We start from the raw sequence: 26171 nt of genomic DNA on the forward strand, positions 1-26171 counted from the left end.
CCGTGCTCCTGCCTCCGCCGCTCCCATCGCCCCGGACCCCCGCGCGCGGGGGTCCCCGCTCGCGGCCGGCCCGTCCGTCTCAGTCGGCGGACCGGCTCGCCAGGTACTCGGCCATGCCCGCCCCGGTGAGCGGGTAGTAGTCGGACAACCGGGCCCCCTCGTCGAGGCGTTGCCGCGCGAACGCCTCGCGGTCCTGGTGCAGCAACGCGTCCTCGGCCAGCGGAACGGCGCTGTGCTGCGGCACCACGACGGCACCGTCCTCATCGGCCACGATGAGGTCCCCGGGCGTCACCAGCGCGCCACCGACACCGACCGGCACATTGAACGCGGAGGGGAAGAGCTCCGTCTGCGACGCGTAGTGCGGCGTCACGCCGGTGCACCAGACGGGCACCCCCAGCGCGCGGATCCGCGCGGCGTCCCGCACCCGCCCGTCCACCACGATGCCCGCGCCGCCGCGCAGTTTGAAGTAGCGCACCAACATGTCCCCGAGGCAGCCGGTGAAATGGCTGGCGTACGCCGAGACGACCAGCACGTCGCCGGGACGGATGGACTCCAGCACGCCCCACAGCGCCGTCTTCCGCTCGATGTCCTCCTGCTCGGCGCCGGAGAAGACGTCCTCGCGCTGCGGCAGGAACTGCAGGGTCACGGCTCCGCCGGTGACCTTGACGTCCGGGTCCCGGTGCAGCGGCACGGGGCCGTCGATGAAGGTCCGGGTGATGCCCATCTGATGCAGCTTCGCGCAGGCCGTCGCCGCGCTCACGTCCGCGAGCGCCTCCACCATGCGTGCCGTCGGCCGCGTGTAGGACGAGGTGTGGACCGGCGCCCGCATGGATTCGTAGATCTCGGTGTCCCCCATGGACGGCGTTCCTCGGTCCCCGTTCGGGTTCATTCGCATGCCTCTCCGCGCACTCCGCCGCACGCAACGCCAGTGACATTATCGCCTATCGATGGTAGATAACAGCCGACCAAGGAGAACTGTCAACAGCGACAGGAGAGTTCAGTGCCCACAGCATCCGTCGGCTGGTTCGACGCGGCGCGCTTCGGATTGTTCGTCCATTTCGGTCTGTACAGCCTCGCTGCGCGGCACGAGTGGGTGCAGAGCCGGGAGAGCATGTCGCAGCAGGAATACGGCCGTTACCTGCGGCGATTCGACCCAGACCTGTTCGACGCACGGGAGTTGGCACGCGCGGCCCGGGAGGCCGGCATGCGCTACGCCGTGCTGACCGCCAAGCACCATGACGGGTTCTGCCTCTTCGACTCGTCCCTGACCGACTACACCTCGGTCGGCGCCACGGGCCGGGACCTGGTGGCCGAGTTCGTGGAGGCGATGCGGGCCGAGGGGCTGCGGGTGGGCCTGTACTACTCGCTGCTCGACTGGCACCACCCGGACTTCACCGTCGATGTGCACCACCCGCTGCGCGCGACGGACGCGGCCGAGGAGCCCCGGGACATGGAGCGCTATCGCGCGTACCTGCACGGCCAGGTGAGGGAGTTGCTGACCGATTACGGTCCGATCGACCTGCTGTTCTTCGATTTCTCCTATCCCGGCAAGGGACCCTCCGAGTGGGGTGCGGAGGCACTGGTCTCCATGGTCCGGGCGTTGCAGCCCGGCATCCTCGTCAACGACCGGCTCGGCATCCCCGGCGACTACGTGACACCCGAGCAGTACCAGCCCGACCGGCCGTTGGAGCGGGACGGTGTCGCGGTGCGGTGGGAGGCCTGCCACACACTCAACGGCTCGTGGGGCTACGACCGGGACAACCACGAGTACAAGGACCCCGAGATGCTGGTCCGGATGCTGGTGCAGTCCGTTGCCTGCGGGGGAAATCTGCTGCTCAACGTCGGGCCGACCGGCCGGGGCGCCCTGGATCCGCGGGCCCGCGGCACACTGCGGGATCTCGGTGCGTGGATGTCCCTGCACGCGCGCTCCGTGCAGGGCGCGGGGCCGAGCGCCTTCGAGGCCCCGCCGAACGCGCTGTACACGCAATCCGGCCGACATCTTTACCTGCACCTGCTCTCATGGCCCCTCAAGCACCTCCACCTGCCGGGCCTCGCCGGCAGGGTGCGCTACGCCCAACTGCTGCACGACGGTTCGGAGATCCGGTTCCACGAACTCGACGGAACACAGCACGAGCACGTCAACATGGCCCCGCCGGGCCGCGCCCCGGGCACGCTGACGCTGACGCTCCCGATCGCCGCGCCGGACGTGCTGCTGCCGGTGATCGAGCTCGAACTCGACGACGAGTGAGGACGCGGCGAGTCCTCGGGCGGGCGGCCGACGCCGCCGCCCGGTCCGCGTGCCGGGGACCGGCCCCGGCGGTTGCCGGTGCGAGCACGTCGGCCCTTCGCCGAGGGGGAGTTGGGGCGACGGGCCCGGCCGGCCCGTCCTGACGACGGCACCGCCCCCGGGTCCGGGTGGTCGTGCGGTGGGAACTCGCCGGATCGGGCGGCGGATTGGCTGCAGCACCCTTGAACATGCCGGGGTGCCACCCATAGCATCAGTAATCGATAGACGATAGTTCTTCGAACGAGGCCCACGCGGCGTCCTACCACACGTCGGACCCGCCCTCACCGCGCGTCGGCGAGCCTCCCGTGCCACCCGGCAGCGCACCCGCCACCCCCCTGCCTGCGAGCCGGTGGGAAAGAACCGGCTATCGAATATTCACGACCATGCAAGGGAGTGTGTCTCGAATGAGAAATACCTGGCGCCGGGTCTGCGCGTTCGCCGTGGCTCCGCTGGTGATGACCTCCGCCGTCGCCTGCGGCGGCGGCTCCGACGACGATGCGGGGGGCACCACCCTCCGCGTCATCGTCAACATCTCGCCGAACCTCACCGAGAAGTACTGGAACGACCTCTTCGCGACGTACGAGAAGAAGCATCCCGGCGTGAAGGTGAAGCTGGAGCTGACCGGCACGATATCGGCGAACGCCAAGCTCACCCAGGACCTGGCGGCGGGCGACCCGCCGGACGTCGCCCAGCAGATCACGCCGACCGCGGAGAACGTCTCCCTCTTCGCCGACCTGTCGGACCAGCCCTGGACCGCCGACACCCCGCTGGCGGACCAGTACGCCATCGACGGCAAGCGCTACGTGGTGGGTGTCGGCGAGCAGATCCAGTCCCTCGTGTTCTACAACAAGTCCGCCTTCACCAAGGCCGGGATCGACGCGACACAGATCCGGACACTCGATCAGTTCACGTCGGCCATGGCGAAGCTGAAGTCCGCCGGATACAAGCCCTTGCAGACCGCGGGCCAGTGGGTGACGGGGTCCCAGTTCTCGATGATGGCCGACGCGGGCGTCCTCACCGAGAACCCGAAGTGGACGGTGGAGCGCAACGACGGAAAGGTCTCGTTCGCCGACAGCGGCTACGTGCCCTACTTCGAGCAGTACAAGGAGTGGATCGACTCCGGCTACCTCGACAAGAGCTCCCTCGGTCTCACCTACGCGGACGGCCAGACCTCCTTCCTCAACGGCAAGTCCGCGATGTACATCATGGGTTCGTACTTCGTGCCGGCCGCGGACGCCGCGAAGAAGAGCGACGACATCGGCGTGTTCACCATGCCGACCGACGGCGCGTACCCCTCGGGTCAGTTCGGCAACATCTCCAACCCGTACGTCGTCGTGAACAAGTCCCGGCACAAGGCCGAGGCCATCGAGTTCGTCAAGTGGCTGGTCACCGACCCTGCCGCGATCAAGAGCCAGCTCGCCGCCGACGGCAATCTGCGGGAGGGCTTCGGCTACCCGATGTCCAGCCTCGGCACCTCGGTGCAGAAGATCCTGGAGACGGCACCGTCGGTGATCGTCAAGTCGGGCCCCTCCCAGCCGATCGCCGGCTTCAGCGACGAACTCAACAAGCAGGTCCAGTCCCTGTACACGGGCGCGTCCGCCGCGGACGCCGCCGAAGGATTGGACAAGTGGTGGAACTCGCAGAGCTGACCAGGCGGGATCAGGCGGCCGCCCGTCGGCGCGTGCGACTGCGGGAGACCGCGGTCTCGCTGGGCCTGATGGGGCCGGCCGTGCTGCTCTACACCGTGATGACCGTGATCCCGGTGGGCGTCGCGGTGTACCTCAGCCTGACGGACTGGGACGGCTTCTCGCCGTCCGAGTTCATCGGCCTCGACAACTACCGGCATCTGTTCGACGACCCGAGCTCGACCGACGCCTGGTACGTGACCGCTCTCATCGCCGGGACCGGTACCGTACTCATGGTCGGCGCGGGCCTGGTGTATGCGCTGGTGCTCAAGGGACGGTCGCGCAGCAATTCGTTCTTCCGGGCCGTCGCCTACTTCCCGCACGTGATCAGCGCGCTGATCCTGGGGTACCTGTGGGCGGCGATCCTCGGCACCAACGGCGCCGTCAACAACACCCTCGCCAAGTTCGGCGTCGAGCCGATCGGGTTCCTCTTCGACGAGAAACTCGCGCTCATCACCCTGATCGCGGTCATCGTCTGGGCCGGTTTCGGGTTCAACGTCGTACTGTTCGTCGCCGCCCTCCAGACGGTACCGAAGGAGCTGCTGGAGGCCGCCGCGATCGACGGTGCCACCCGGCGCCAGACCAACCTGCGTGTGGTGATCCCGATGATCGCGCCGGTGGTGACCGTGGCGACGGTGCTCAACCTGGTGGGTCTGATCCGGGCCTACGACATCGTGGTGAGCCTCACCGGCGGCGGGCCCGCCGGTTCGACGCAGACGTTCACCTATCTCATCCTGGCCCGTTCCTTCGAGGGCACCAAGGTGGGCTACGCAACCGCTCAGGCGGTCTTCCTGATGGTCGTGTCCGCCGTGCTCGCCCTCCTCGTGACGGCGCTGCGCAACCGTCAAGATCAAGCCGCGGCTGGTTAGGAGCAGGTGGTGGTCGTAACTGAGGCGAAGGTCCGCGAGGAGCGGACGGCGCCGCCGGACCCCGGACCGCGGGTCCGGCGCGAGGAACGCCGGGAACCCCGGTCGCCACTGCGCTGGGTGCTGCTCGGTGTGCTGTTCGTCGTCATGATCGTGCCGGTGTACCTGCTGGTCGTGAACGCGTTCAAGTCGCAGCAGGACATCCTCGACAGCCCGTTCTCGCTGCCGCTCGGCGGCCTGACGCTGGAGCACCTCTCCGCGGCCGTCGGCAGCCCCCAGTACAACGTGATCGGCGGCTACGGGTTCACGCTCTTCCTGGTCGTGGTCGTGGACGTGCTGTGCATCCTGCTGGCCGGTCCGGCCGCGTACGCGATCGCTCGCAGTCTCAAGCGCCGTACGCAGCTGGTGCTGCTGTACTTCCTGGCCGGCACGTTCATCCCCGGCGCCGCCGTGATCATCCCGGTGATCTACGTGCTGCGCGAGATCGGTCTCGCGAACACCGTGACCGGCCTGATCGCGCACGACGTGGCGTCGACCCTGCCGGTGAGCGTCTTCCTGTTCGTCGGCTTCATCCGCACCATCCCGGTGGACATCGACCACGCGGCGACCATCGACGGCGCGGGGAGGTACCGGACCTTCTGGACCATCATCTTCCCGCTGATGCGCCCGGCGGTCGTGACGGTGCTGATCCTCAACTCCATCGGGATCTGGAACGACTTCGTCAGCCCGCAGATCCTGCTCAGTCCGTCGTCCGGGCACTACACCGTGACGACGGCGATCTACGCCGGGATCAGTCAGTACTCCACGGATCTGACGAAGGTGTTCCCCAATCTGCTGCTCGCGGTCGCCCCCGTGATCATCTTCTTCATCTACATGCAGCGCCACATCATCAGCGGCCTCACGGTCGGCGCGGTGAAGGGATGAGTCGCCGACCGTTCGTGAACCGTCCGTCGAAGGAGAAAGGACATGCAGTGCTGAGGAATTGGTGGTCACGCTCCCGCGGGGGCACGTTGTCGGCGGGTGCCCTGCTCGCTTCCCTGTCCGTGGTGGCGGCAGCCGTTCCGGCCACCGCCGCGCAGTCCGCGGAAGGACGCACCTACTACGTCGCGCCCTCGGGCCGGGACTCCGCGGACGGCCTGTCGACCACGTCGCCCTTCCGGCACATCCAGCGGTGCGCGGACGTCATGGGTCCGGGCGACACCTGCCTGATCACGTCCGGCACCTACGACGAGACGGTCGTACCGGCCCGGTCGGGCACCGCCGATCGGCCGATCTCCTACCGGGCCGCCGAGGGCGCCGAGGTGACGCTGAACGGCACCACCCCGCTGCGGGGCTGGTCGAAGGTCACCGGCGGCGACGTCACCCGGATCGCCAGGTCCGACCCGTACGCGGCCGACTCGCCGTTCGGCGAGGCCGTGAAGGCCGGACGGATCTACAGCACCCGCGCGGACCTCGGCTCCGACGTGACCACCGTGCAGGTGTTCACGGACAGGAAGATGGACGTCGAGGCCCAGTGGCCCCACCCCGGCCCCGACCTGCTCGCCCCGACCCTGCGGTACGCCGGGGCGGGCAGCGCGGACGCCACGATCGCCGACGCGGACCTGACCCGGCCGGCCGGGTACTGGGACGGCGCGCGTGCGCTGACCGGCTACTGGTACATAACGGCGACAGGGAAGGTACGGAGCTCCGCCGTCGGCTCGGTGACACTGGACGCGGCGCCGCCGTGCGTGCACAAGGTCGTGCCCAAGGAGACCCGCTACGCCCTGGCCGGGAAGATCGGTGAACTTGCCCATCCGGGCACGTGGTTCTACGACCCCATGGCCAGGCGTCTGTACGTCTACAGCGAGGACGACCCCGCTCGCCACACCATCGAGGCGAAGTCGCGCACCCTGGCCTTCGACCTGACCGGCACCAGTCACACCACGGTCGCCGGGATCGGCCTGTTCGCCTCGACGATCAGGACGGGCCCGTCCAGCACGGGCGTCACCCTGGACGGCATCAACGGGAAGTACCTGTCGCACTACACGGACATCACGCAGGGCGCGACGGACTGCGGTTCCACGGTGACCCGCGGCGTCGCCGACACCGGCATCGTCCTGGACGGCACCCACAACAGGATCGTCAACAGCGATCTGTCGTTCAGCGCCGGGAACGGAATCGCCCTGCGCGGCCAGAACAACACCGCGACGGACAACGTGATCCACGACGTCGACTACATGGGCACGTACGCGGCGGGCATCGCGGTCCAGGGCAACAGCCAGACCGTCACGCACAACACCATCTCCCGGGTCGGCCGCAGCGGCATCAACCTGCAGTGGAACACCGTGGACGGCCTCGCCCCCGGCCCGGACCGGATCGCGTACAACGACATCTCCGGATACGCCCGGCTGAGCCTCGACGTGGCCGCGATCTACACCTGCTGCAGCGCCTGGATGATGGGGTCCTCCCTCGACCACAACGTGCTGCACGACCCCGAACCGGCCACGACGCTCACCACGTTCGGGATCTCCGGCATCTACGCGGACAACGGCCAGAGCGATCTGGTCATCGCGAACAACGTGGGCTGGGGGAACCGTGAGGGCACGGTCATGCTCAACGGCCTGGGCACCGGATCGCACGACAACCGCGTGTACAACAACACCGGCGGAATGACGTTGTTCTACGTCAAGGAACCGGGGCAGTCCACCGGAACGAAGATCTACAACAACGTCGGCCCGATCCGCGGTCTGGACGGCGCCACCGACGGCGGACTCGTGCTGTCCGCCAACCTCCCGGCCGATGTCGATCCGCTGTTCGTCGACGCTGCGCGACACGACTACCGCCTGTCGGAGAAATCCCCCGCACGCAACGTCGGAATCGCGCTGCCCGGCATCAACGACGGGTCCACCGACCCGGCCCCGAGCCTCGGCGCGTACCAGTACGGAGCGCCCGGGTGGACGGCGGGCGCCCGCCGTTAGAACACTGGCGTACGACGGGTGGCCCGAGCCGGGGTTCCGGCTCGGGCCACCCGTCGTTCCGCGGCCGCCGTGCGCGAGGCCCCGACGGCACCGTCAGCGGACTGCGCTGCCGAACGCCTCGCCGCCCCCGGGTACGCCGTCCTTGCCCGGCTGATAGCACCGGTGCCGGGAGCGGCACTCGTACTGCAACGGTCTTCAGCGTTTCCCCGTGGTGGCGGACGTGCGCGGCTTCTTGGCCGCCCGCGCGTCCGGAACCGGTCCGCGGCCCGCCGCGTGGTCGGCGAAGGCGTCGGAGGCCCGGTCGGCGTCGCCGGCGCGCAGCAGGTTCACGAGGCGACCGTGTTCGTCGGCCATGGCCTGCCGGTCCCCCTCGAAAAGGGGGTCGGAGATGGCGCGCAGCGCGCGCAGACTCGGTTCGAGGACCTCCCACATGCGGACGAGGAAGGGGTTGCCCGAGATCCGTCCGACTGTGGTGTGGAACTCGATGTCGGCGTCGCGGAAGCTGCTGACGTCGTTGGCGTCCGCAGCCGTACGCATCCGCTCCACCAGATCGTCGAGTTCGCTCAGGTGCTCGTCGGTGAGGTTCTCGGTGGCGAGCCGTGCGGCGAGGCGCTCCAGCGGTTCCCGTACCTGTCGGGCGTGCTCCGCGTCCTTCGAGGAGATCTCGACGACGAAATGGCCGCGGCGCGGGATGTGCATGAGCAGGCCCTCCCGCGCCAGTTGCTTCACCGCCTCCCGCACCGGGGCCTGACTCACTCCCAGACGCCTGGCGATCTCCGATTCGACCACCCGGTCGTTCGGCGCGAGGTCTCCCTCGACGATGGCCTTGCGGAGCAGTTCGTACACCTGGTCGGAGATCAGGGTTTTGCGGAACCGGTCCTTGTTGGTGGCCAGCGTGGAGACGAACCCAGCCGACGCGTTAGATGCCATGAAATCCCAATCCTGCGATGTGGGGAGCCGGTTGTGCCATGATACGCGGTCATCGTCTATCGATGGACGAATCCCGCAGATCGGCCGGATGGGCGGTTGGGGTCGCTCAATCGGCGCTCCCCAGCCGCTCGGCCAGCCATTGGAGCTTCACCACCTCGTGCGCGGAACCACCGCCCTCGTGATCGTTGAACGGGTACACACTGATCCGCTTGTCGGTGTCGGCGACCCGGTGCAGTGCGCCGTAGTGGTTGAACGCGGCGTACACCGTGGAGGGCGGGCAGATGTGGTCCATCAGGCCGACGGAGAACAGCGTCGGGGCGTTCGCACGGCGGGCCAGGGCCACCCCGTCGAAGTAGGACATCGTGCGGGCCACCGTGTCCGCGTGCTCACGATGCTGCTTCACGAACCGTTGGATCTCGACGTACGGCGGGTGGTCGGTGACCGTGGTGGCGCGCGGGAAGTGGCACAGGAACGGCACGTCGGGCATGACGGCCACCAGGTCCGGGACGAGGCCCGCCGCGGCCAGCGCGATCCCGCCGCCCTGGCTGGTGCCGGTGGCCACGACACGCCCCGGATCGACGGCCGGGTGCGTGCGGACCGCCTCGACGGCGCGCACGGCGTCGGTGAACAGGCGGCGGTAGTAGTAGCGGTGCGGATCGAGGACGCCGCGGGTGAGGAAGCCCCCGGCCGCTATGTCGCCGGTGGCCGGGTCGGGGTCGGGTGTCTGCGCCCCCTGGCCGCGGGTGTCCATGATGAAGTGCGCGTAGCCCGCGCACGCCCACAGCCGCTTCTCGTGCGGGGCGCCGCGGCCGCTGCCGTACCCCAGGTACTCCACGACGGCCGGCAGCGGGCCGGTCCGCGTCACGGGGAGCTGCAACCAGCCGCGGACCGGGTGTCCGCCGTAGCCGGCGAAGGTCACGTCGAAGGTGTCGACGGTGGCCAGTCCGTTGGGCACCGGTGTGAACGTCGGGGCGGGGCCGAGGCCCTGCTGCTCGGCGAGGGTGTTCTTCCAGAACGCGTCGAAGTCGGCGGGTTCGGCCGTGGTGGGTCGGTACTTCTCGAGTTCGTCCAGAGGCAGGTCGAAGAAAGCCATGTCGGGTCTCCGCGAAGGTCGGGGCCGGCTCGGCCGGCATGGGCTACCACTTATCGCCTATCGATCAATGAATCGAAACAGTGCTGTCCGAGCACTGTCAACCACGCAGCCCGTAGACGCGCACCGCCGTCCCGTGCAGGACCTCCTGCCGCTCCCGGTCGGGCAGATGGGCGATCCCCGACCCGGCCGCGGCCAGCGAATCGGCCCGCGAGCCGCGGGGCAGGCAGATCGGCCAGTCCGAGCCGACGAGGCACCGGGCCGGGCCGAAGGCGTCGACGGCGTGCCGGACCAGGCGGGCGACCCGGGCGGCGGCGACGCCGTGCTGCTGGGTGAGCAGGCCGGATATCTTCATCACCACGTTCGGCAGCGCGGCGGCGCGTTCGAGGTCCCGGTACCACTGCGCGGGCTCCGTCCGGAGATTCGGCGGGTTGCCGAGGTGGTCGACGACCACGGTCAACTCCGGCCGCTGAGATGCCACTTCGGAGGCGGTCCGCAGAGCACCGGTGCCGAGGTTGAGTTCGAGCACCACCCCCGCACCGGCCAGCACGGGGACGAGCGCGCGGGCCCGTTCCGGTGTGTCCGCCCATGTCCCGCCGCCCAGCCGCATCCCGTTGGGCCGGGTTTCACCCAACTCGTCGAGCAGGGCCCGGAATCGGTGCGGCCCGTCCTCGCCGTGGACGTGCAGGTTCGCCACGTATCCGGCGACCAGGTCCGGTCGGCGCAGCCGCAGGTCGCGCAGGGCCGCGGTCTCGCCCGCGTCGCCGCGGGACGCCTCGACCAGGACCGTTCCGGTCAGACCGCACTCGGCGCCCGCCCGCTCCAGGTCGGGTACCGAGAACGTCCGATGGTGCGCGGATCCCGGACGGATCCAGCCGAACCCCTCCCCCGGGTTCCACAGATGGGCATGGCAGTCGATCACGGACATCACCCTCCACGGGAGCGTCGCCGACGTATTGACACGCCGACCCCTGCCGGTGAGTCTAGCCATCGGTAATCGATGGGCGATTGTGAAGGGCCGGGTGTTCCTGGTGCTCATGACCGGACGAACCGACGTCGAGTCCGCGGCGGGAGCGGGCCGATGACGACCGAGGACACCGTGCGGATGCCGGAGTTGAGGGCGAGTCGGCGGATCACCGACCTGCCGCGGTGGGCGGTGCTCGAACGAGAGCTCTTCGCCGCCCAGGAGAAGGCGTGGCGCACGTTCGCCGACCGCTACACCGAGCGCGATGGCCGCCTGGTCTTCCGCGACACGCTCGGGCAGGGTCTGGACGGCCGTGACGGCGTGGACGACTTCTACGAACCGTTCTTCAACTGGCCGACGCTGTACCTGCTGGGCGGCAGCGCGGACCTGCTCACCGCGTCCCGACGGCACTGGCGCGGGGTCGGCGCGCAGCTCACGGAGATGGGCATGCTGGAGGCCGGTCTGGAGCGCGGCTACGACTGGTTCCACCAGGGCGAGGGCATGCTGCTGTTCTACGGGCTGTGCCTCGCGGATCCGGAAGACGCCGAACTACGGGAACTGGCCTGCCGATTCGCCGACTTCTATCTTCCCGGCGGGCCCAACTACGATCCCGCGCACCGGGTGATCCGCGCGCCGCACAACGGCTCCGCGGGCCCGCGCCCGGGATTCAGCGACCACGACATGTACTTCCCGTGGAGCGACGCCCTGCGCCCGTACGGGTTGCCGCTCGACTGGATCGCCGACGCCGCGCCCTTCGACGAGTTGGCCGCGTCCCCGGAACGGGCCCGTGCCTACGGCCGGGAGATGTGGGACCGCATGGGCCGCGGCGACACGATCGTCAACCTGGCCGCGACCGGACTCGCCGTCAACGCCCATCTTCTCAGCGGCGAACAACGGTACGCGGACTGGGTGGCCGAGTACGTCGGTGTGTGGCGCGAGCGGCTCGCCGACCACGACGTCGTGCCCGACAACGCCGGCCTGAACGGTGTGGTCGGCGAGTACCTGGACGGCCGCTGGTACGGCGGGCACTACGGGTGGACGTGGCCGCACGGGCTCTCCCCCGTCGGGTCGGCGACGATCATCGGGGCATCCAACGCGACGCTGCTCACCGGCGACACGGGCTTCCTGGATCTGGCCCGCAACCCGCTGGACGCGGTGCTGCGGCACGCCGAACGGCGCGGCGTCGACGGCATGGGCACCCTCGGCGAGCGCTGGCACCCCCATCTGCGCGCGACCCCCGGCGGGCGGACCCTGATGGTGCCCCAGCGGTACAGCGACTCCGGCTGGTTCGACTACACCGTCATGCCGACCCAACTTCCCATGGCTCTCTGGCATTTCGGGCGCGAGACGGTGGACCTGGAACGCATCGAGCACCTCCGGTCCGCCTCGGACTGGGACTGGACGGCGGTGCACACGCAGCGCATCAAGGACGAGGCCGGTCACGAGGAGCCGTGGTACGAGTACCTGGCGGGCCGCAATCCGGACTTCCCCGAGCGGATGCTGCGCGGCGCCCTCGACGTCTGTGCCGAGCGGGTCGCCTCGATCGAGGACGACACGGTGGACCCGGCCGTCGGCCCGGACACCCTGGGCATCCATCACTGGCAGCAGCGCAATCCGGTGGTCACCGAGGCGTTGTTGCAGTTGACCACCGGGTCCCCGCAGGTGCTCTACAACGGCGGCCTGGCACAGTTGCACCTGCGCTACCACGACGCCGCGGAACGGCGGCCCGGGCTGCCCCCGGACGTCGCCGCGCTCGTGTCGGACATCAGGCCCGACCACACCGTGGTGGAGCTGGTGAACCTCGGCGGTGCCCCGCGTTCGGTGGTGGTGCAGGCGGGTTCGTTCGCCGAGCATGTCGTGCACACCGTCCGCCTCGACGACGGCCCTGTGCGCGAGGTCGAGGGGTCCTGGTGCGCCGTCGAACTTCCCGGGAACACGCGCGCCCGGCTCACCCTGACGATGACTCTGCGCGCGGCCCGGCCGAGCTACCGGACCCCGTGGGAGGTGACCCGATGAACGGTTCGCCGACATCCGGTGCCCGGTCCCGGTTGCCCTTCGCCCTGCCACGGCTCGGGATCGGCACCGCCCCGCTGGGCGGGCTGTTCCGCGAAGTGACCGAACGGGAGGCCGCCGCGACGCTGGAGGCCGCGGCCGGGGCCGGCATCACCTACTTCGACACGGCACCGCGGTACGGCCACGGTCAGGCCGAGGAGCGGCTGGGCCGTCTGCTCGCGCCTGCCGGGATCACCGATCCGGTGATCTCCACGAAGACCGGCTGGCTGCTGCGGCCCGAGCCGGACGGCTCCCCGGGGACCGTGGTGACCGACTGGACGGAGCGCGGGATCCGCGCGTCGCTGGAGTCGAGCCTGGCGCGTCTGGGGCGCTCGTCGGTCGACATCCTGTACCTGCACGACGCGGATGAATACCCGGAGGAGGTCCGGCGCACGGCGTACCCGGCGGTGCGCCGACTGCGGGACGAGGGGCTGGTCCGGGCGATCGGGTTCGGCATGAATCACAGCGGCCCGCTCGCCTCCTACGTCGCGGAGTTCGACGTGGACGTCGTCCTGATCGCGGGCCGGTTCTCGCTGCTCGACCATGACGCGCTGGAGACCCTGCTGCCCTTGTGCGCGAAGACCGGCACGGCGGTGGTCGTGGGAGGGGTGTTCAACACCGGTCTGCTCGCAGATCCCTCGCCCGGGGCGATGTTCAACTACCGCCCGGTTCCCGGGGAGATGCTGGCCCGGGCACGACGGTGCGGCGAGATCTGCGCCGAGTTCGAGGTTCCGCTCGCCGCGGCGGCGATCCAGTTCCCGTTCCTGCACGCGGCGGTCTCCTCGGTCGTCGTCGGCTGCCGGTCCGCTGCCGAGGTGACGGCGAACGCCGCCGCGTACCGGTTCCCGATACCGGACGGGCTGTGGCGCCGACTCGCGGAGGCGGGCTTCGTCCCGCCGCATCTGCTGGGGTGACGTGACCGGATTCTTCGTCCCGGCCCGCGACGCCCGCCGGGACGAAGGTGCCGGACCGCCCCGGGGTGCGGTCGTCATGCGGAAGCCGCCTTGCGGGACCGGCCGGTGCCGCTCGGCTCCCGCGGTCGGCCGCCCCGAGAAGGTCAGCCCTCCGTCGCGGTCCGCACGAGGTCCCGCCTGAGGTATTCGGCGGTGAACGAGCCCTGGAACGTGCTCAGTTGTTCCGGTGTTCCTTCGAAGACGATCCGGCCGCCCCGGCGGCCCGCCCCGGGGCCGACGTCGATGACCCAGTCGGCGTGTCTGATCACGTCCAGGTCGTGTTCGATGACGACCACGGTGTTGCCGCCGTCCGTCAGCCGGTCGAGGAGGGCGAGGAGCTCCTCGACGTCCGCCATGTGGAGTCCGGTGGTCGGCTCGTCGAAGATGTGGAGACCGCCCGAATCATGCAGCCGTCCGGCGAGTTTGAGCCGTTGCCGTTCGCCGCCGGAGAGGGTGGACAGGGGCTGACCGAGAGTGAGGTAGGACAGGCCGACTTCGCGGAGCATGCCCAGCCGGTGCAGCACCGTCCGATCGGTGAAGCGGCCGAGGGCCTCCTCGGCGGTGAGGTGCAGCGTCTGCACGATGTCGAGGCCGTCGAGGCGGTGGGCGAGGGCCTCCTGCCGATAGCGACGGCCCTCGCAGACCTCGCAGACCGTGGTGACCGGGTCCAGGAACGCGAGATCGTTCTCGATGAGGCCGCGCCCCTTGCACGCGGGGCAGCCACCGGTGGAGTTGAAGCTGAACAGGCCCGCGTCGACCCGGTTGGCCCGGGCGAACAGTCTGCGGATGGTGTCCATGATGCCGAGGTGGGTGGCCGGTGTGGAGCGCGGCGAGATCCCGATCGCCGACTGGTCGACGACGATCGCGTCGGGTCGTCGGGCGGCGAGGACGCCGGAGATCAGTGTGCTCTTGCCCGATCCGGCGACGCCGGTGACGGGTTCGGCGGCGGGGTCGTCGATGACGGCGAGTACCTCGACGAGCTCGCCGACCTCATTGGCCGCGCAGTCGGCGATGCTGTGCGCCCCGATCCTCGACCGCCGGGCCGCCGCGTTGAGCCGGGCGCCCCCGCATTCCGGGCAGGGCCCCTCGGTGACGACCCGGGCCACGGCATCCCGGTCGCGGTCGCTCAAGGTCTGCGCGTCGCGTTTGAGGTAGCGGCGGGTGAAGCGGGTGACGACCCCTTCGTACGCGTTCTTGCAGACACTGTGGCGACTGCGTCGGTCGACCCGGAACCCGCTCCCGTACAGCAGAAGTTCGCGCTCCCGTTCGGTGAAGCGGCCCACCGGCATGTCGGGGTCGAAGAGCCCCGATTCCGCGTACAGCTGCCACTGGGCGGTGCCGACCGCGAACGAGGGGAAGTCGATGGCGCCCTCGTTCAGCGACTTGTTCTCGTCGAGCAGCCGGTCCACCGGTGGCCTCGTAGGGGCCGCGCGCGGCGGCGGAGGGGCCGTGACCGGCCCGGGAGCGATGCCGGTCCCTCGTCCCCCCGCCCCGTCCGGCCTCATCCGGCCGTCAGCCGCGCGTCGCCCGCGTTCCCGATCCTCGCGGTCCGGCTGACCCACTGCGCCAGTGTGAGCTGGGTGGTCCGGGCCGTACGGTCGGGACGCAGCCGGGGGGCCTGCGCACGGTCCCCCGCGTCCTTGCCCGTCCCTCGGTTCCGACCGGTGCTCTCGGCGAGTGCCTGGCGCAGCAGGGACAGGTGCGCGGGCAGGGCCGTACGGCCGTCCTCGGCCGCCCGGTGGGTGGGGCGCGTGGTGGGGTGGGTTCCCATGGTGACCGCCTCCTCGGCTGCGGGGAACGTGCGGGGGTGTTCGTCGGCGGGTCGTTCACCGATCGTGCTGCGCTTCTCGGTCGCGGTGAGCATGGGAGGGGTCCTTCCTGTACGGCGGCGCCCGTCACGGGGCGTCGCGCCGAGGGCGTCGGAGGCGAGCCCGGGAGGGCATGGCCGAGTGGCCGGGATACGTGTGTCTCGCCGCCCCTTGCCGGAGCGGTACGGGGATTCGGTGGAACCGGGGCTCCGCTTGGGGCGTACTGCCCCGATCGGCGGGCCCGTACCGGCTGCCGACGCCCGCGATCAGGGGGCTTCGCGTCGTACGGGCCGGACCGGGTGGCCCGAGCGGCTCCCCGTGTCCCCGGCATCGGTGACGCGACGGGCCGTCCCCGGCGTCGCGGGGGCTCGGGTCGCTCCGGTCGGTTCGGTGCCGATCGGCCCGGCGGGGAGGCGGACCTCGCCGCCGGTGGGGCGGCGGGCCGTTCGCCCGGCCGGGCGGCCGGCGAACCGTTCGGCGGGACCACGGGACTCGTTCATGGCGAGACCTCCGTTCGTCCTCCCACCATCGCCCGGACGCGGCCCCCCGCACATCGTCCCCCCGGAGCGATTCCCGCCTACCACGACTGCGGTATCCGTTCGCGCCGCCTACGACCGGGCCGGCCCGCGCGTACCGCGTCGGCGCCCCGAGGCTGTCCCGCAATTGCTGGCGGGCACCCGGCGGCAGCCGTTTCCCCGAGCTCTCGGCTGCGCTCGGGCAGGAAGGCCCTACTTCTCGCCGTATTGCCGGAACGCCCGCATGCATCCGGTGCGGGGGCGCCCCTCCGTCTCGCGGCGCACCACGCCCGACGCCGTGCGTCGATCCACCGGGATGGGCGGGACAGCCCTTACACGGACGCCTGCGGGGACTGCGTCTCGCCCACGGGGCTGACCAGGCCGCACTGGTAGGCGATGACGACGAGCTGGGCCCGGTCACGGGCCGCCAGTTTCGTCATGGCCCGGTTGACGTGGGTCTTCGCGGTCAGGGGGCTGACGAACAGCTGCTCCGCGATCTCGTCGTTCGACAGCCCGAGTGCCGCCAGCCCCACCACGTCGCGTTCGCGCGGCGTCAGGCACTCCAGCCGCTCGTGCACACCCGCCGGGCAGGGGTCCGGCTGGGCCAGGAAACGCCCGATCAGCGCTCTCGTCGCCGAGGGGGACAGCAGCGCCTCACCGGCCGCGACCGTACGCACGGCGTCGAGAAGCTCGTCGGGCCGGGCCCCCTTGCCCAGAAATCCGCTCGCACCGGCGCGCAGGGCCTCGGCGACGTGCTCGTCGTCCTCGAAGGTGGTCAGGATGAGCACCCTCACCCCGGCGAGGTCTTCGGACTCGCTGATGATCCGTGTGGCGTCGAGCCCGTCCATCTCGGGCATGCGGATGTCCATCAGGACCACGTCGGGACGGTGCGCACGCGCCAGCTCCAGCGCCTCCTGCCCGTTGGACGCCTCCCCCACCGTCTCCATGTCGTCCGTGGAGTCGAACAGCATCCTGAAGGTGCCCCGCAGCAGGGCCTGGTCATCGGCAAGCAGTACGCGAATCGTCATGCCCGTCTCTCCTCGGTGGTTCGCCCATGGCCTGGCCGGGACGCAGGGGCAGGTCGGCCGTCACGACGAAGCCGCCCTCCGGGCGCACTCCCGCGTGCAGCCGGCCACCGACCGTGGAGGCCCTCTCGCGCATCCCGATCAGCCCGTGGCCCGTTCCCGGGCGGGTGTGGTTCCCGCCGGTGCGTCCGTCGTCCTCGACGGTGATCGTCAGCCGTTCGGGGTGGTAGTGCAGGAACAACCGGGCGTGGTCGGCCCCGGCATGCTTGTGCACGTTGGTCAGGGCCTCCTGCACGATGCGGTACGCGGCGAGGTCGACCGCCGGCGCCAGCGGTTCCGCGGTGCCCCGCCGGGTATGGCTGACGGTCAGCCCGGCGCGTTCGAACGACGCCAGGAGCGCCGGTACGCGGGCGAGCCCGGGCATCGGATCGCGCGGTGCCACCGGGTCACCGGACTGCCGCAGCAGGCCCACGGTCACCCGTAGTTCGTCCAGGGCCGACCGGCTGGTGTCCCGGATGTCCTCCAGCGCGGCCAGGATCTGCTCCGGCCGCCGTTCCACCAGGTGGACGGCCACACCTGCCTGGGCGTTGATGAGGGCGATGTGGTGCGCGACGATGTCGTGCAGTTCGCGTGCGATCCGCACCCGTTCGGCCGCCACCCGCTGCTCCGCCTCCTGCTCGCGCGTGCGCTCCGCGTGCTCCGCGCGTTCCTCCACCGCGGCGATGTAGGCGCGGCGTGAGCGCACCCCGTCCCCCACGGCCGCCGGCAGGGCCGTCCACGCCAGCATCGCCGCGTTGTCGGGCGCCATCCAGGAGTGGGGGTCGCAGATCACCGCGGCTCCCACCAGAACGGCGGCCGATGCCGACGCCGCGGCCCAGGTGACGCGCCGGTCGGTGAGCACGGCGACGGTGTAGACGGACACCAGGACCGGGCTGATGACCAGTGGGCTCTCCCGGAACCCGAGGACCTGGAACGCCACTCCGCAGCCGACCGCGACGGCCAGTACGCCGATCGGGTGACGGCGCCGCCGCAGCAGCGCGGCGCAGCCCACTCCGGCCAGCACCACGGCGGGCCAGCGCAGGGAGAAGTAGTGCTCGTGCGGCACCACCGAGGCGGCCACGACCGACAGCAGGAACAGCGCCGCCACGCCCAGTGCGTCGAGCACGCCGTTGCGGCCCCGGTCCCGCCGCCTCCATCCGCTGATCACCGCCATGCCACCACCGTAGGGTCGCCGGCCGCATCGGGCATCGTGTCGCAGGACCGGTCGGACCGCACCCGTCCGTGCCCGCGCGGCGGGCCGTGTCCGCCTGTGCTCCGGCCTCGGCGGAACGGTCCGGCCCGCACGGTCCCGGCGCGGCGGCCGGGAGGCCGGGTGGGCCCGGGCGGACGGCTTCGCCGGTCAGACGCCCTTGGCGGGAGCGGTCCGGCCCTCGTGGGGGGAGAGTTCGGCCGTGAGCCAGCGGAAGACCTGCGGCACCTGACGTTCCCAGAGTCCGGTGGTGTGCGGCCCGCTGACCGCGGCCACCGCCACCCGCGTCGGGAGCACCGCCGCCCGCTGGAGTGCGAGACCGTCACGGTAGCCGTCGTCCCGGGAACCCGAGAGGTAGAGCGAGACGCGCGGCGGAGTGGTGGCGTGGCGCAGGATCCACAGCGGATTGTTGACCTTCCGCAGATGCGGATCACGGGCCGTGAGGGAGGCCCGCTCGGCAGCCGGGTCGTTGTATCCGGAGAGGCCCACGGCGGCCCGGTAGCGGTCGGGGTGGGCGAGTGCCATCTTCACCGCGCAGTGCGCGCCGGCCGAGTATCCGGCCACGGCCCAGCGGCTCGCGCGGCTCTCCGCACGGAAGTTGTCGATCACCATCTGCCGGACGTCCACGCTGAGCCAGGACTCGGCGTCGACGACGCCCGGCACGTTGGCGCACCCGGTGTCCTTGCCCGCCAGCAGATTGGTCCGCGGCTCCACGAGGATGAACGGGGCGATCTTCCCGCTCCGCATCCCGGCCTCCAGCTGGGACTGCACGCGCAAACTTGCGAACCACGCCTTTGCCGATCCGGGGAAGCCGCCGAGCAGTTCGACCACGGGGAACTTGCGGTGCCGGAAGGACGGCTCGTCGTACTGCGGCGGGAGCCATACGTACACCTCGCCGCGCACCCCGGACACCCGGCCGCGCAACTGGGTCACGCGCACGCCCCGTCCCATCCGGGCGTCGTGGGTCGGGCCGAAGTGCTGGACGGTCCTCGGTTCGTCCGCCAGCCGCTTGTGGGTGCCGAGCCCGTCGCTCCCCAGGTCCGGGGCGGCGACGACGTGCTCTCCGGTGCCCAGCAGGTCGGCCCAGCTGTCGTAGAGGCCGTTGGCGTTGTTGACCATCACGAAGACGCTCAGCACGGCCGCCGCCTGTGCGAGGACGACCATCACCAGACGTGCCGCACCGCGCACCAGGGCGGGACCGCCCACGCGGCCCCACAGCAGGAGCGGAATCAGCACGGTGACCAGGGCCAGCGCGACCGTGGCCAGGAAGAAGGGTGTCCCCGTCAGGCTCATCACGCCAGGGAGGATGCCTCACACACCGCAATGGTTTACCCGCCTTTCCGCCTTTTTACGTCGGATGCGAGACAACCGGGAGCGGCATGTTGACGTCGGGGCCGTCCTGCGGTCCCGGCCGCCGATCTCTCGCCGCCGGTGTCGGACGGGTGCGTCGGCCGCGAGGGGGTGGGAGGCGGATCCGGTCGACGGCGTGCGATCACTCACACCGGCAGCCTTTGTGCCACAGCCTCAAGGAAACATAATATCGGCAGGTCATCGCCGCGACGGACCACAGGAAGCCGGCGCAATTCCGGCACGGTCCCGCCACTGTGACCGGGGAGTGCAACCCTTCGACATGCCACTGCGCACGGCGCGGGAAGGCGGGGGGAACGTCGATCCGGGAGTCAGGACACTGCCCTGTCGCGGGCCCGTCATGAGGGAGCGCGGACTCCCCAGGAGGCTCCACGTGTATTTCGGCATTCCCCGCCGCCCCGGTTTCCCGCCCGCCCGCCGTCGTGCGCTGCGCGCCGTCGCCGCGGCCACCGCTCTGTCCACCGTCCTGCTCGCCGCGGGCTGCGGTGCCGGCGACGACTCCTCCGACGGCGGGAAACCCGCCGCGCGGGCGACGGCCCAGGGTTTCCCGGTCACCGTCGACAACTGCGGCGTGCGGACGACGTACGACAAGCCGCCCTCGCGCGTGGTCACCATCCACCAGCACCCGGCGGAGCTGATGCTCGCCCTGGGGCTGAAGGATCGCATGGTGGGCACCGCGTTCCCGGACTCGGCAGTCCTGCCCGAGCTGAGGAAGGACTTCGACGCGATCCCCGAACTGGCGCGGAAGGAGCCGTCCTTCGAATCGATCCTGGACGTGGAGCCGGACTTCGTCTACGGCGGTTACGGCAGCGCCTTCGCCGAGAACGAGGGCCGCTCCCGCAAGGCGTTCGCCGACGCGGGCATCGACACCTACCTCAACCGCGAGTACTGCGACAGGAAGAAGCCCGTGACGATGCGGGACACCTACGAGGAGATCCGCACGGTCGGCAGCATCTTCGGCATACCGAAGCGCGCCGACGCTCTGGTGGCCGATCTCCGCGGGCGCGTCGACAAGGCCACCGCCGCGGTCGGGAGCGCCCCTGCGGTACCCGTCTTCGTGTACGACAGCGGCGACAAGACGGCGTTCACCGCGGGCGGCAAGGGCCTGGGCAGCGAGCTGATCCGCCTGGCCGGCGGCCGCAATGTCTTCGGCGACCTCGACAAGGTCTTCGGGGACGTCTCCTGGGAGCAGGTCGTGGCCCGCAAGCCGGAGGTCATCGCCATCTACGACTACGCGGGGACCGGCACCGTCGAGCAGAAGAAGAAGTTCCTCCTCTCCCAGCCGGCTCTCGCCGACGTCCCGGCGGTCAGGAATGAACGGTTCGTGGTTCTGCCGCTGACCGACACACTGGTCGGCATCCGGTCGGCCTACGCCGTCGACGGCCTGGCCCGCGGGCTGCATCCCGAGAGCTTCCGGTGACGCGGACTTTGGTGGAGGACGGCCCGGCCGAGGCATCGGCCGGGCCGCGCACGCGCCGCGGAATCCGGTCGGGCCGGGCCACCCTCGCCGTCACGCTCACCGTCCTCGCGGTGCTGCTGGTCCTCTCCGTCACGGCCGGGCTGGCCATCGGCTCGGTGCACGTGCCGCCCGGCGAGGTGTGGGGCATCGTGACGCACGCGCTGGGAGCCGATGGGGCGGAGCCGACCTGGTCGCGCGCCCGGGAGACGATCGTCCTGACGGTGCGGGCGCCGCGCGTGCTGCTCGGCGCCGTGACCGGGGCCGGGCTGGCCGTGGTGGGCACCGCCATGCAGGCCCTGATCCGCAACCCGCTCGCCGAGCCGTATCTGCTGGGGGTCTCCTCCGGTGCGTCCCTCGGGGCGGTGTCGGTGATCGTCTTCGGGGTGAGCGTGGCCGGCCCGGTGACGCTCTCGTCCGCGGCGTTCGCCGGTGCCCTGGGCGCGTTGCTGGTGGTCTACGCGACCGCCCGCACCGGTGGACGGATCACCTCGGTGCGGCTCGTGCTGTCCGGTGTGGCGATCGCGGCGATGCTCACCGCGGTGATGGATCTGCTGCTGCTCACCGCCGGCCGGGGCCACGAGGCGCGCGCCGTCCTCGCCTGGACCCTCGGCGGCCTCGGCGGTGTGGACTGGGAGACGCTGTGGCTGCCCGCCGCGGCCCTGCTGCTCGGCATCGGCATCCTCCTGGTGCAGTCGCGGAACCTGAACCTGCTGCTGGCGGGCGAGGAAGCCGCCACGACGATGGGACTCGACGTGGCCCGGTTCCGGGCCCGTATGTTCGTCATGCTGTCCCTGATCACCGGCATCCTGGTCGCCGCGGCCGGGCCGATCGGCTTCGTCGGACTGATGCTGCCGCACGTCGTGCGTCTCCTGGTCGGCGGCGATCACCGCCGCGTGCTGCCCACGGCCGCACTTGCCGGAGCGGTCTTCCTGATCTGGGCCGACATCGCCGCCCGCACCGTTGCGGCGCCGATGGAGATCCCGGTCGGAGTGCTCACCGCGCTGTGCGGAGGCCCGTTCTTCCTGTGGCTGATGCGCCGTGACGCCCGACGGAACACCGACCGAGGAGTGGCATGAGCGCGACCGAACTCACCGTCGAGGGCGTCACGCTGACCGCGGGCGCGCGCCACCTCGTCCGCGACGTGTCACTGCACGCCGGGGCCGGCGAGGTGATCGGCCTGGTCGGCCCCAACGGCAGCGGCAAGTCCAGCCTCCTGCGGGCCGTCTACCGCGTCCTGCGCCCCGACACCGGACAGGTGCGGGTCGACGGCGCGGACGCCTGGTCGCTGCCCGTGCGCACACTGGCCCGGACACTCGCCGCGGTGGTGCAGGAGTCGGCCGCCGGGTTCGACCTGTCCGTGCGGGAGATCGTCGCCATGGGGCGCACCCCGCACAAGGGCCTGTTCGCCGGTGACACGGCCGATGACGCCCGTCTGATCGCGTCGGCCTTGGCAGCCGTGGACGCGACGGAACTGGCCGACCGCCCCTTCGACCGGCTCTCCGGCGGCGAGCGCCAGCGGGTGCTCATCGCCCGTGCCCTCGCGCAGCAGCCCGCCCTGCTCGTTCTCGACGAACCGACCAATCACCTGGACATACGGCACCAGTTGGAGGTCCTCGGCGTACTGCGCGAGATCCCCGCCACCGTCCTGGTCGCGCTCCACGACCTCAATCTCGCCGCGTACTACTGCGACCGCCTCTACGTCCTGTGCGACGGCGAGGTCATCGCGTCGGGTCCGCCCGCCGAGGTGCTCACCGCGGAACTTCTCCACGAGGTGTACGGAGTGACCGGGGAAGTCGTCATTCATCCCCGGACCGGGGCGCCTCATGTGACCTTTCTTCCCTCGTAATCCGACGGCCGGCCCCGAATGCCGCGAACCGCTCCCACGGGAGAGAGAGCGGCCTGGCGGATTCATGGCGGGGCCGGACCGGGAACCGTCACGATCCGATTTCAGGCATTCCAGGCCAACGGAACCGACTGAACGAGGGATTCCTCACCGCACGGTGTGCAACGGCTCCTCTCGGTGTACAACTGGGATGTCCAACATCACCATCGGATCAACCACGACCTGTCTCCTGCCGTTCACCGATCGGAATTTGACCGTCTGTCATCATGCACAGGATCCCTCGCGAACGCCGAGCTCAGGAAGTCCGTCGGTCCGTCCCCTTACGCCCGACCGGGTCCAAAAGGACTGAATGGCCGAGGCGTCCGCAGTATTTTCTGACCTGTTCCGGTTGTCCGGGGACACCCCGCGGCCGGCCGAGAGTATGGGGCACATCCCGTGAAGGTTCGTACGAGGCTGTCGAGCACCCTGGTGGCCGGGGGAATGGCGACGGTACTGCTGGCCGGTTGCGGCTCCGAGGATCAGATCTGGCCGTCCGAGTCGAAGTCGGGAGTGGTCGTCGGCATGTCCGACGGCATCGTCGCGACCGATCCGGCCTCCGGCTACGACCCGGGGTCCTGGCTGCTGTTCAACAACGTCTTCCAGTCCCTGCTGAGCTTCCCGCCCGGTTCCTCCACGCCCGTGCCGGAAGCCGCCGAGGAGTGCAATTTCTCCAACGGCAGCAAGACGTACGCCTGCACGCTGCGTGACGGACTGAAGTTCAGCAACGGCAACGACCTCACATCGGCCGACGTCAAGTACTCCTTCGACCGGACGATCGAGATCGACGACCCGGCGGGGCCGGCGCCGATGCTCTCCACCCTCAAGTCGATCGACACCCCGGACGACAAGACCGTCGTCTTCCACCTCAAGGTGCCGGACGCGACATTCCCGAGCAAGATCGCATCGGGCGCCGGTTCCATCGTGGACCGTCGGGTCTACCCCAAGAACGCCCTGCTGGAGGACGGCAAGACGGTCGGCTCCGGCCCCTACAAGCTGGACTCCATCGACAAGTCGAAGGCGGTCTTCTCGGTCTACTCCGACTACCACGGGACCGCCGATGTGCAGAACTCCGGTGTGACCCTGCGGCTCTTCCGCGGCGACCAGCAGGAACTCCGGGCGGCCCTGGAGAAGGGCGATGTCGACATCGCGTACCGCGGCCTCACCGCCAAGGCCGTGGCCGCCCTCGACACCTCGTCCGCCACGAAGAAGGACGGCCTGGAGGTGGTCCAGGGCAACAGCGCGGAGGTCCAGCACCTGGTCTTCAACCTGGACGACCCGGTGGTCGGCAAGATGGCCGTGCGCAAGGCCATCGCCCATCTCGTCGACCGCTACGCCCTGGTCAGCGAGGTGTACCAGTCCACGGCGACTCCGCTGTACTCGATCGTCCCGGTCGGCATCACCGGACACGGCACCTCCTTCTTCGACGCCTACGGCGACACACCTCAGCCGAATCGGGCGAAGGCCGACCTGCGAAACGCCGGTATCACCGAAAAGGTGAAGCTCACCCTCTGGTCCACCCCGAGCCGATATGGGCCGGCCACCGACGACGAACTGCGGACCATCGCGGATCAGTTGAACCGGAGCGGGCTCTTCGACGCACAGATGAAGTCCGTCCCGTTCGACCAATACGAAAAGGGCATCGCCGAGGGCAAGTACGGTGTCTATGTCAAGGGTTGGGTACCGGACTATCCCGACCCCGACAATTTCACCCAGCCGTTCTTCGGCGAGAACAACGTCCTGTCGAACAATTACGAAAACACTGAGATAAGCGACCGGATCATCCCTCGGACGGCTTCCGTGGCCGACCGTGCGAACACCCGGCAGGACTTCATCCGACTGCAGGACATCGTGGCGCAGCAACTGCCGCTGCTGCCGCTCTGGCAGGGCAAGCAGTACGCGGTCGCCCACGAGAAGGTGCGCGGTCTTCAGAACTGCCTGGACACCTCGACGGTCTTCCGATTCTGGGAACTCGGCATCGCGTCGTGAGCGGGCCCCCTCCCGCGGCGGCCGGTGCCGCCCCACTGTGCGGTCGCGGGGCGGCGCGCCCGCCCCGCGGACTCAGCCGTCCTCGGCGGTGGACGGCATCGCGTCCGAACGCTCCTTTTCGGGGCGGAAGTTGAGAACGAAGCGGGCGCGCTCACCGTTGATGCGGCGTCGCACGTACAGCACCGCTTCCCCGTCGGGGGTGCAGCTCACCCCCTCGCGGACGAGAAGGGGACTTCCCGTCGGCACACCCAGCAGGTCCGCGTCGCCGATGTCGGCACCGACCGCACTGAAGGCGCGCCAGTCGTACTCCAGGACGATGCCCGTGGCCTCGGCCAGTACCCGAACCACGTTGTCCGCCTCCCCCGGCACGGACAACTCGCGGGGGACGAGCGCGGACTCCATCCAGTAGCTGCTGACACCCCACGGTTCCGCACCGATGAGGACGACCGTCTCCACCCGTGACAACTCCGCGAGCGGACGGCCCAGATGACGCGCCGCCTCGGCATCGACCGCCGAGTCGGACGCCGGTGCGACGGCGATGACGCGCTCCCCGCCCTCGCCGGGCACACCGCCCCTGTCATCCCCACCGCCCTCGCCGCGGGTCGGCGCGCCCGTGTGGGGCAGCGCCATGGTCACGCTGCCCACGTCGAGTCGCTGGCTCAGCGGGTCGACCGTGATCGAGACGCGCGTGACCGGGGGGCGTACGAACGTCCCCACACCACGACGGATCTCGATGGACGCGGCACGCTCCAGCTCCGCGACGGCCTGACGAATCGTCAGGCGGTTGACACCGAACTCGGCGCACAGCTCGGGCTCGCTCGGCAGCCGGGAGCCCGCAGGAAGCTCCCCGGCGTCGATCCGCTCCTGGATCTGCCGGGCCAGTTGCAGGTAGACGGGTGCGGCCCTTCGACGGTTTGACACCCCTGGATCCTACGAGCCCGTTCGGCCGCCGCAGGACGGGTCCCGCTCGCGGGGCAGCGGGCGGAGCGAGCGTTCATCAGGAATTCAACGCATCGTCGCCCGGATCCGGCGGGAACACACCTTGAGACAGGTAGACATCTAGATGTCTACCTCCCGTGGTGGATGCCCCGACCT

The 26171-nt window shown here is 70.3% G+C and carries 19 protein-coding genes, 2 pseudogenes and 1 riboswitch; of the genes and pseudogenes, 11 read left to right on the plus strand and 10 right to left on the minus strand.

From position 1 onward, the window contains the following. Positions 1-79: 79 nt before the first annotated feature. Complete coding sequence (locus tag ACFC79_RS18285; RefSeq protein WP_376241235.1) at positions 80-856, minus strand: ribonuclease activity regulator RraA; 777 nt, start codon at positions 854-856, stop codon at positions 80-82. 123 nt (positions 857-979) lie between these two features. Between ACFC79_RS18285 and ACFC79_RS18290 the strand changes: the two are divergent. The 5 genes and pseudogenes from ACFC79_RS18290 to ACFC79_RS18310 form a co-directional block, all read left to right on the plus strand. Continuing rightward, positions 980-2248: pseudogene (locus ACFC79_RS18290) on the plus strand (alpha-L-fucosidase); the annotation flags it as partial. 443 nt (positions 2249-2691) lie between these two features. Beyond that, positions 2692-3936, plus strand: coding sequence for an ABC transporter substrate-binding protein (locus tag ACFC79_RS18295; protein ID WP_376241237.1), 1245 nt, complete (start codon positions 2692-2694; stop codon positions 3934-3936). Continuing rightward, a complete protein-coding gene (locus tag ACFC79_RS18300) occupies positions 3915-4841 on the plus strand; it encodes a carbohydrate ABC transporter permease (protein WP_376241239.1) in 927 nt (308 codons plus the stop codon). The genes ACFC79_RS18295 and ACFC79_RS18300 overlap by 22 nt, the downstream gene beginning before the upstream one ends. A 9-nt stretch (positions 4842-4850) precedes the next feature. Beyond that, complete coding sequence (locus tag ACFC79_RS18305) at positions 4851-5762, plus strand: carbohydrate ABC transporter permease (protein ID WP_376241241.1); 912 nt, start codon at positions 4851-4853, stop codon at positions 5760-5762. A 47-nt stretch (positions 5763-5809) separates the two neighbouring features. After that, on the plus strand, positions 5810-7795 hold the full coding sequence (locus ACFC79_RS18310; protein ID WP_376241243.1) for a right-handed parallel beta-helix repeat-containing protein: 1986 nt from the start codon (positions 5810-5812) through the stop codon (positions 7793-7795). 195 nt (positions 7796-7990) lie between these two features. On the opposite strand, the gene ACFC79_RS18315 is transcribed toward ACFC79_RS18310, so the two are convergent. The 3 genes from ACFC79_RS18315 to ACFC79_RS18325 all read right to left on the minus strand — a co-directional run bounded on the left by ACFC79_RS18315 (position 7991) and on the right by ACFC79_RS18325 (position 10743). Next, a complete protein-coding gene (locus ACFC79_RS18315) occupies positions 7991-8725 on the minus strand; it encodes a GntR family transcriptional regulator (RefSeq protein WP_376241245.1) in 735 nt (244 codons plus the stop codon). Between the two features lie 106 nt (positions 8726-8831). Continuing rightward, the gene (locus tag ACFC79_RS18320) at positions 8832-9818 is read right to left on the minus strand and encodes an acetylxylan esterase (RefSeq protein WP_376241247.1); all 987 of its coding nucleotides are present in this window, start codon (positions 9816-9818) and stop codon (positions 8832-8834) included. Positions 9819-9915: 97 nt separating this feature from the next. Further along, the gene (locus ACFC79_RS18325; protein WP_376241249.1) at positions 9916-10743 is read right to left on the minus strand and encodes an amidohydrolase family protein; all 828 of its coding nucleotides are present in this window, start codon (positions 10741-10743) and stop codon (positions 9916-9918) included. Between the two features lie 153 nt (positions 10744-10896). On the opposite strand from ACFC79_RS18325, the gene ACFC79_RS18330 reads away from it, so the two are divergent. Both ACFC79_RS18330 and ACFC79_RS18335 read left to right on the plus strand, forming a co-directional pair. Then, entirely contained in the window at positions 10897-12795 is a 1899-nt protein-coding gene (locus ACFC79_RS18330; protein WP_376241251.1) for a hypothetical protein, read from the plus strand. Beyond that, the gene (locus ACFC79_RS18335) at positions 12792-13745 is read left to right on the plus strand and encodes an aldo/keto reductase (RefSeq protein WP_376241253.1); all 954 of its coding nucleotides are present in this window, start codon (positions 12792-12794) and stop codon (positions 13743-13745) included. The genes ACFC79_RS18330 and ACFC79_RS18335 overlap by 4 nt, the downstream gene beginning before the upstream one ends. Before the next feature lie 143 nt (positions 13746-13888). On the opposite strand, the pseudogene ACFC79_RS18340 reads toward ACFC79_RS18335, so the two are convergent. The 5 genes and pseudogenes from ACFC79_RS18340 to ACFC79_RS18360 all read right to left on the minus strand — a co-directional run. Then, positions 13889-15190 (minus strand): annotated as a pseudogene (locus ACFC79_RS18340) (ATP-binding cassette domain-containing protein); the annotation flags it as partial. Between the two features lie 95 nt (positions 15191-15285). Continuing rightward, on the minus strand, positions 15286-15648 hold the full coding sequence (locus ACFC79_RS18345; protein ID WP_376241255.1) for a hypothetical protein: 363 nt from the start codon (positions 15646-15648) through the stop codon (positions 15286-15288). A 791-nt stretch (positions 15649-16439) separates the two neighbouring features. After that, a complete protein-coding gene (locus tag ACFC79_RS18350; RefSeq protein ID WP_376241256.1) occupies positions 16440-17135 on the minus strand; it encodes a response regulator in 696 nt (231 codons plus the stop codon). Beyond that, positions 17107-18345, minus strand: coding sequence for a sensor histidine kinase (locus ACFC79_RS18355; RefSeq protein WP_376241258.1), 1239 nt, complete (start codon positions 18343-18345; stop codon positions 17107-17109). The genes ACFC79_RS18350 and ACFC79_RS18355 overlap by 29 nt, the downstream gene beginning before the upstream one ends. Positions 18346-18531: 186 nt before the next feature. Next, entirely contained in the window at positions 18532-19674 is a 1143-nt protein-coding gene (locus tag ACFC79_RS18360) for an alpha/beta hydrolase (RefSeq protein WP_376241325.1), read from the minus strand. A 231-nt stretch (positions 19675-19905) separates the two neighbouring features. Next, positions 19906-20092, plus strand: a riboswitch (cobalamin riboswitch). Positions 20093-20122: 30 nt separating this feature from the next. Between ACFC79_RS18360 and ACFC79_RS18365 the strand changes: the two genes are divergently transcribed. The 4 genes from ACFC79_RS18365 (at position 20123) to ACFC79_RS18380 (ending at position 25076) form a co-directional block, all read left to right on the plus strand. Further along, positions 20123-21169: an ABC transporter substrate-binding protein gene (locus tag ACFC79_RS18365; protein WP_376241260.1), complete on the plus strand. Its 1047-nt coding sequence runs from the start codon at positions 20123-20125 to the stop codon at positions 21167-21169. A 62-nt stretch (positions 21170-21231) separates the two neighbouring features. Continuing rightward, positions 21232-22284, plus strand: coding sequence for a FecCD family ABC transporter permease (locus tag ACFC79_RS18370; RefSeq protein ID WP_376241327.1), 1053 nt, complete (start codon positions 21232-21234; stop codon positions 22282-22284). Next, the gene (locus ACFC79_RS18375) at positions 22281-23054 is read left to right on the plus strand and encodes an ABC transporter ATP-binding protein (protein ID WP_376241262.1); all 774 of its coding nucleotides are present in this window, start codon (positions 22281-22283) and stop codon (positions 23052-23054) included. The genes ACFC79_RS18370 and ACFC79_RS18375 overlap by 4 nt, the downstream gene beginning before the upstream one ends. A gap of 432 nt (positions 23055-23486) precedes the next feature. Beyond that, a complete protein-coding gene (locus ACFC79_RS18380; protein ID WP_376241264.1) occupies positions 23487-25076 on the plus strand; it encodes an ABC transporter substrate-binding protein in 1590 nt (529 codons plus the stop codon). A gap of 72 nt (positions 25077-25148) precedes the next feature. Here the strand turns inward: ACFC79_RS18380 and ACFC79_RS18385 are convergent, their stop codons facing one another. Beyond that, positions 25149-25997: a GntR family transcriptional regulator gene (locus ACFC79_RS18385; RefSeq protein ID WP_376241266.1), complete on the minus strand. Its 849-nt coding sequence runs from the start codon at positions 25995-25997 to the stop codon at positions 25149-25151. Between the last annotated feature and the right edge of the window lie 174 nt (positions 25998-26171).

Origin of the sequence: Streptomyces sp. NPDC056061, from assembly GCF_042266885.1 — a bacterium.
Classification (GTDB): domain Bacteria; phylum Actinomycetota; class Actinomycetes; order Streptomycetales; family Streptomycetaceae; genus Streptomyces.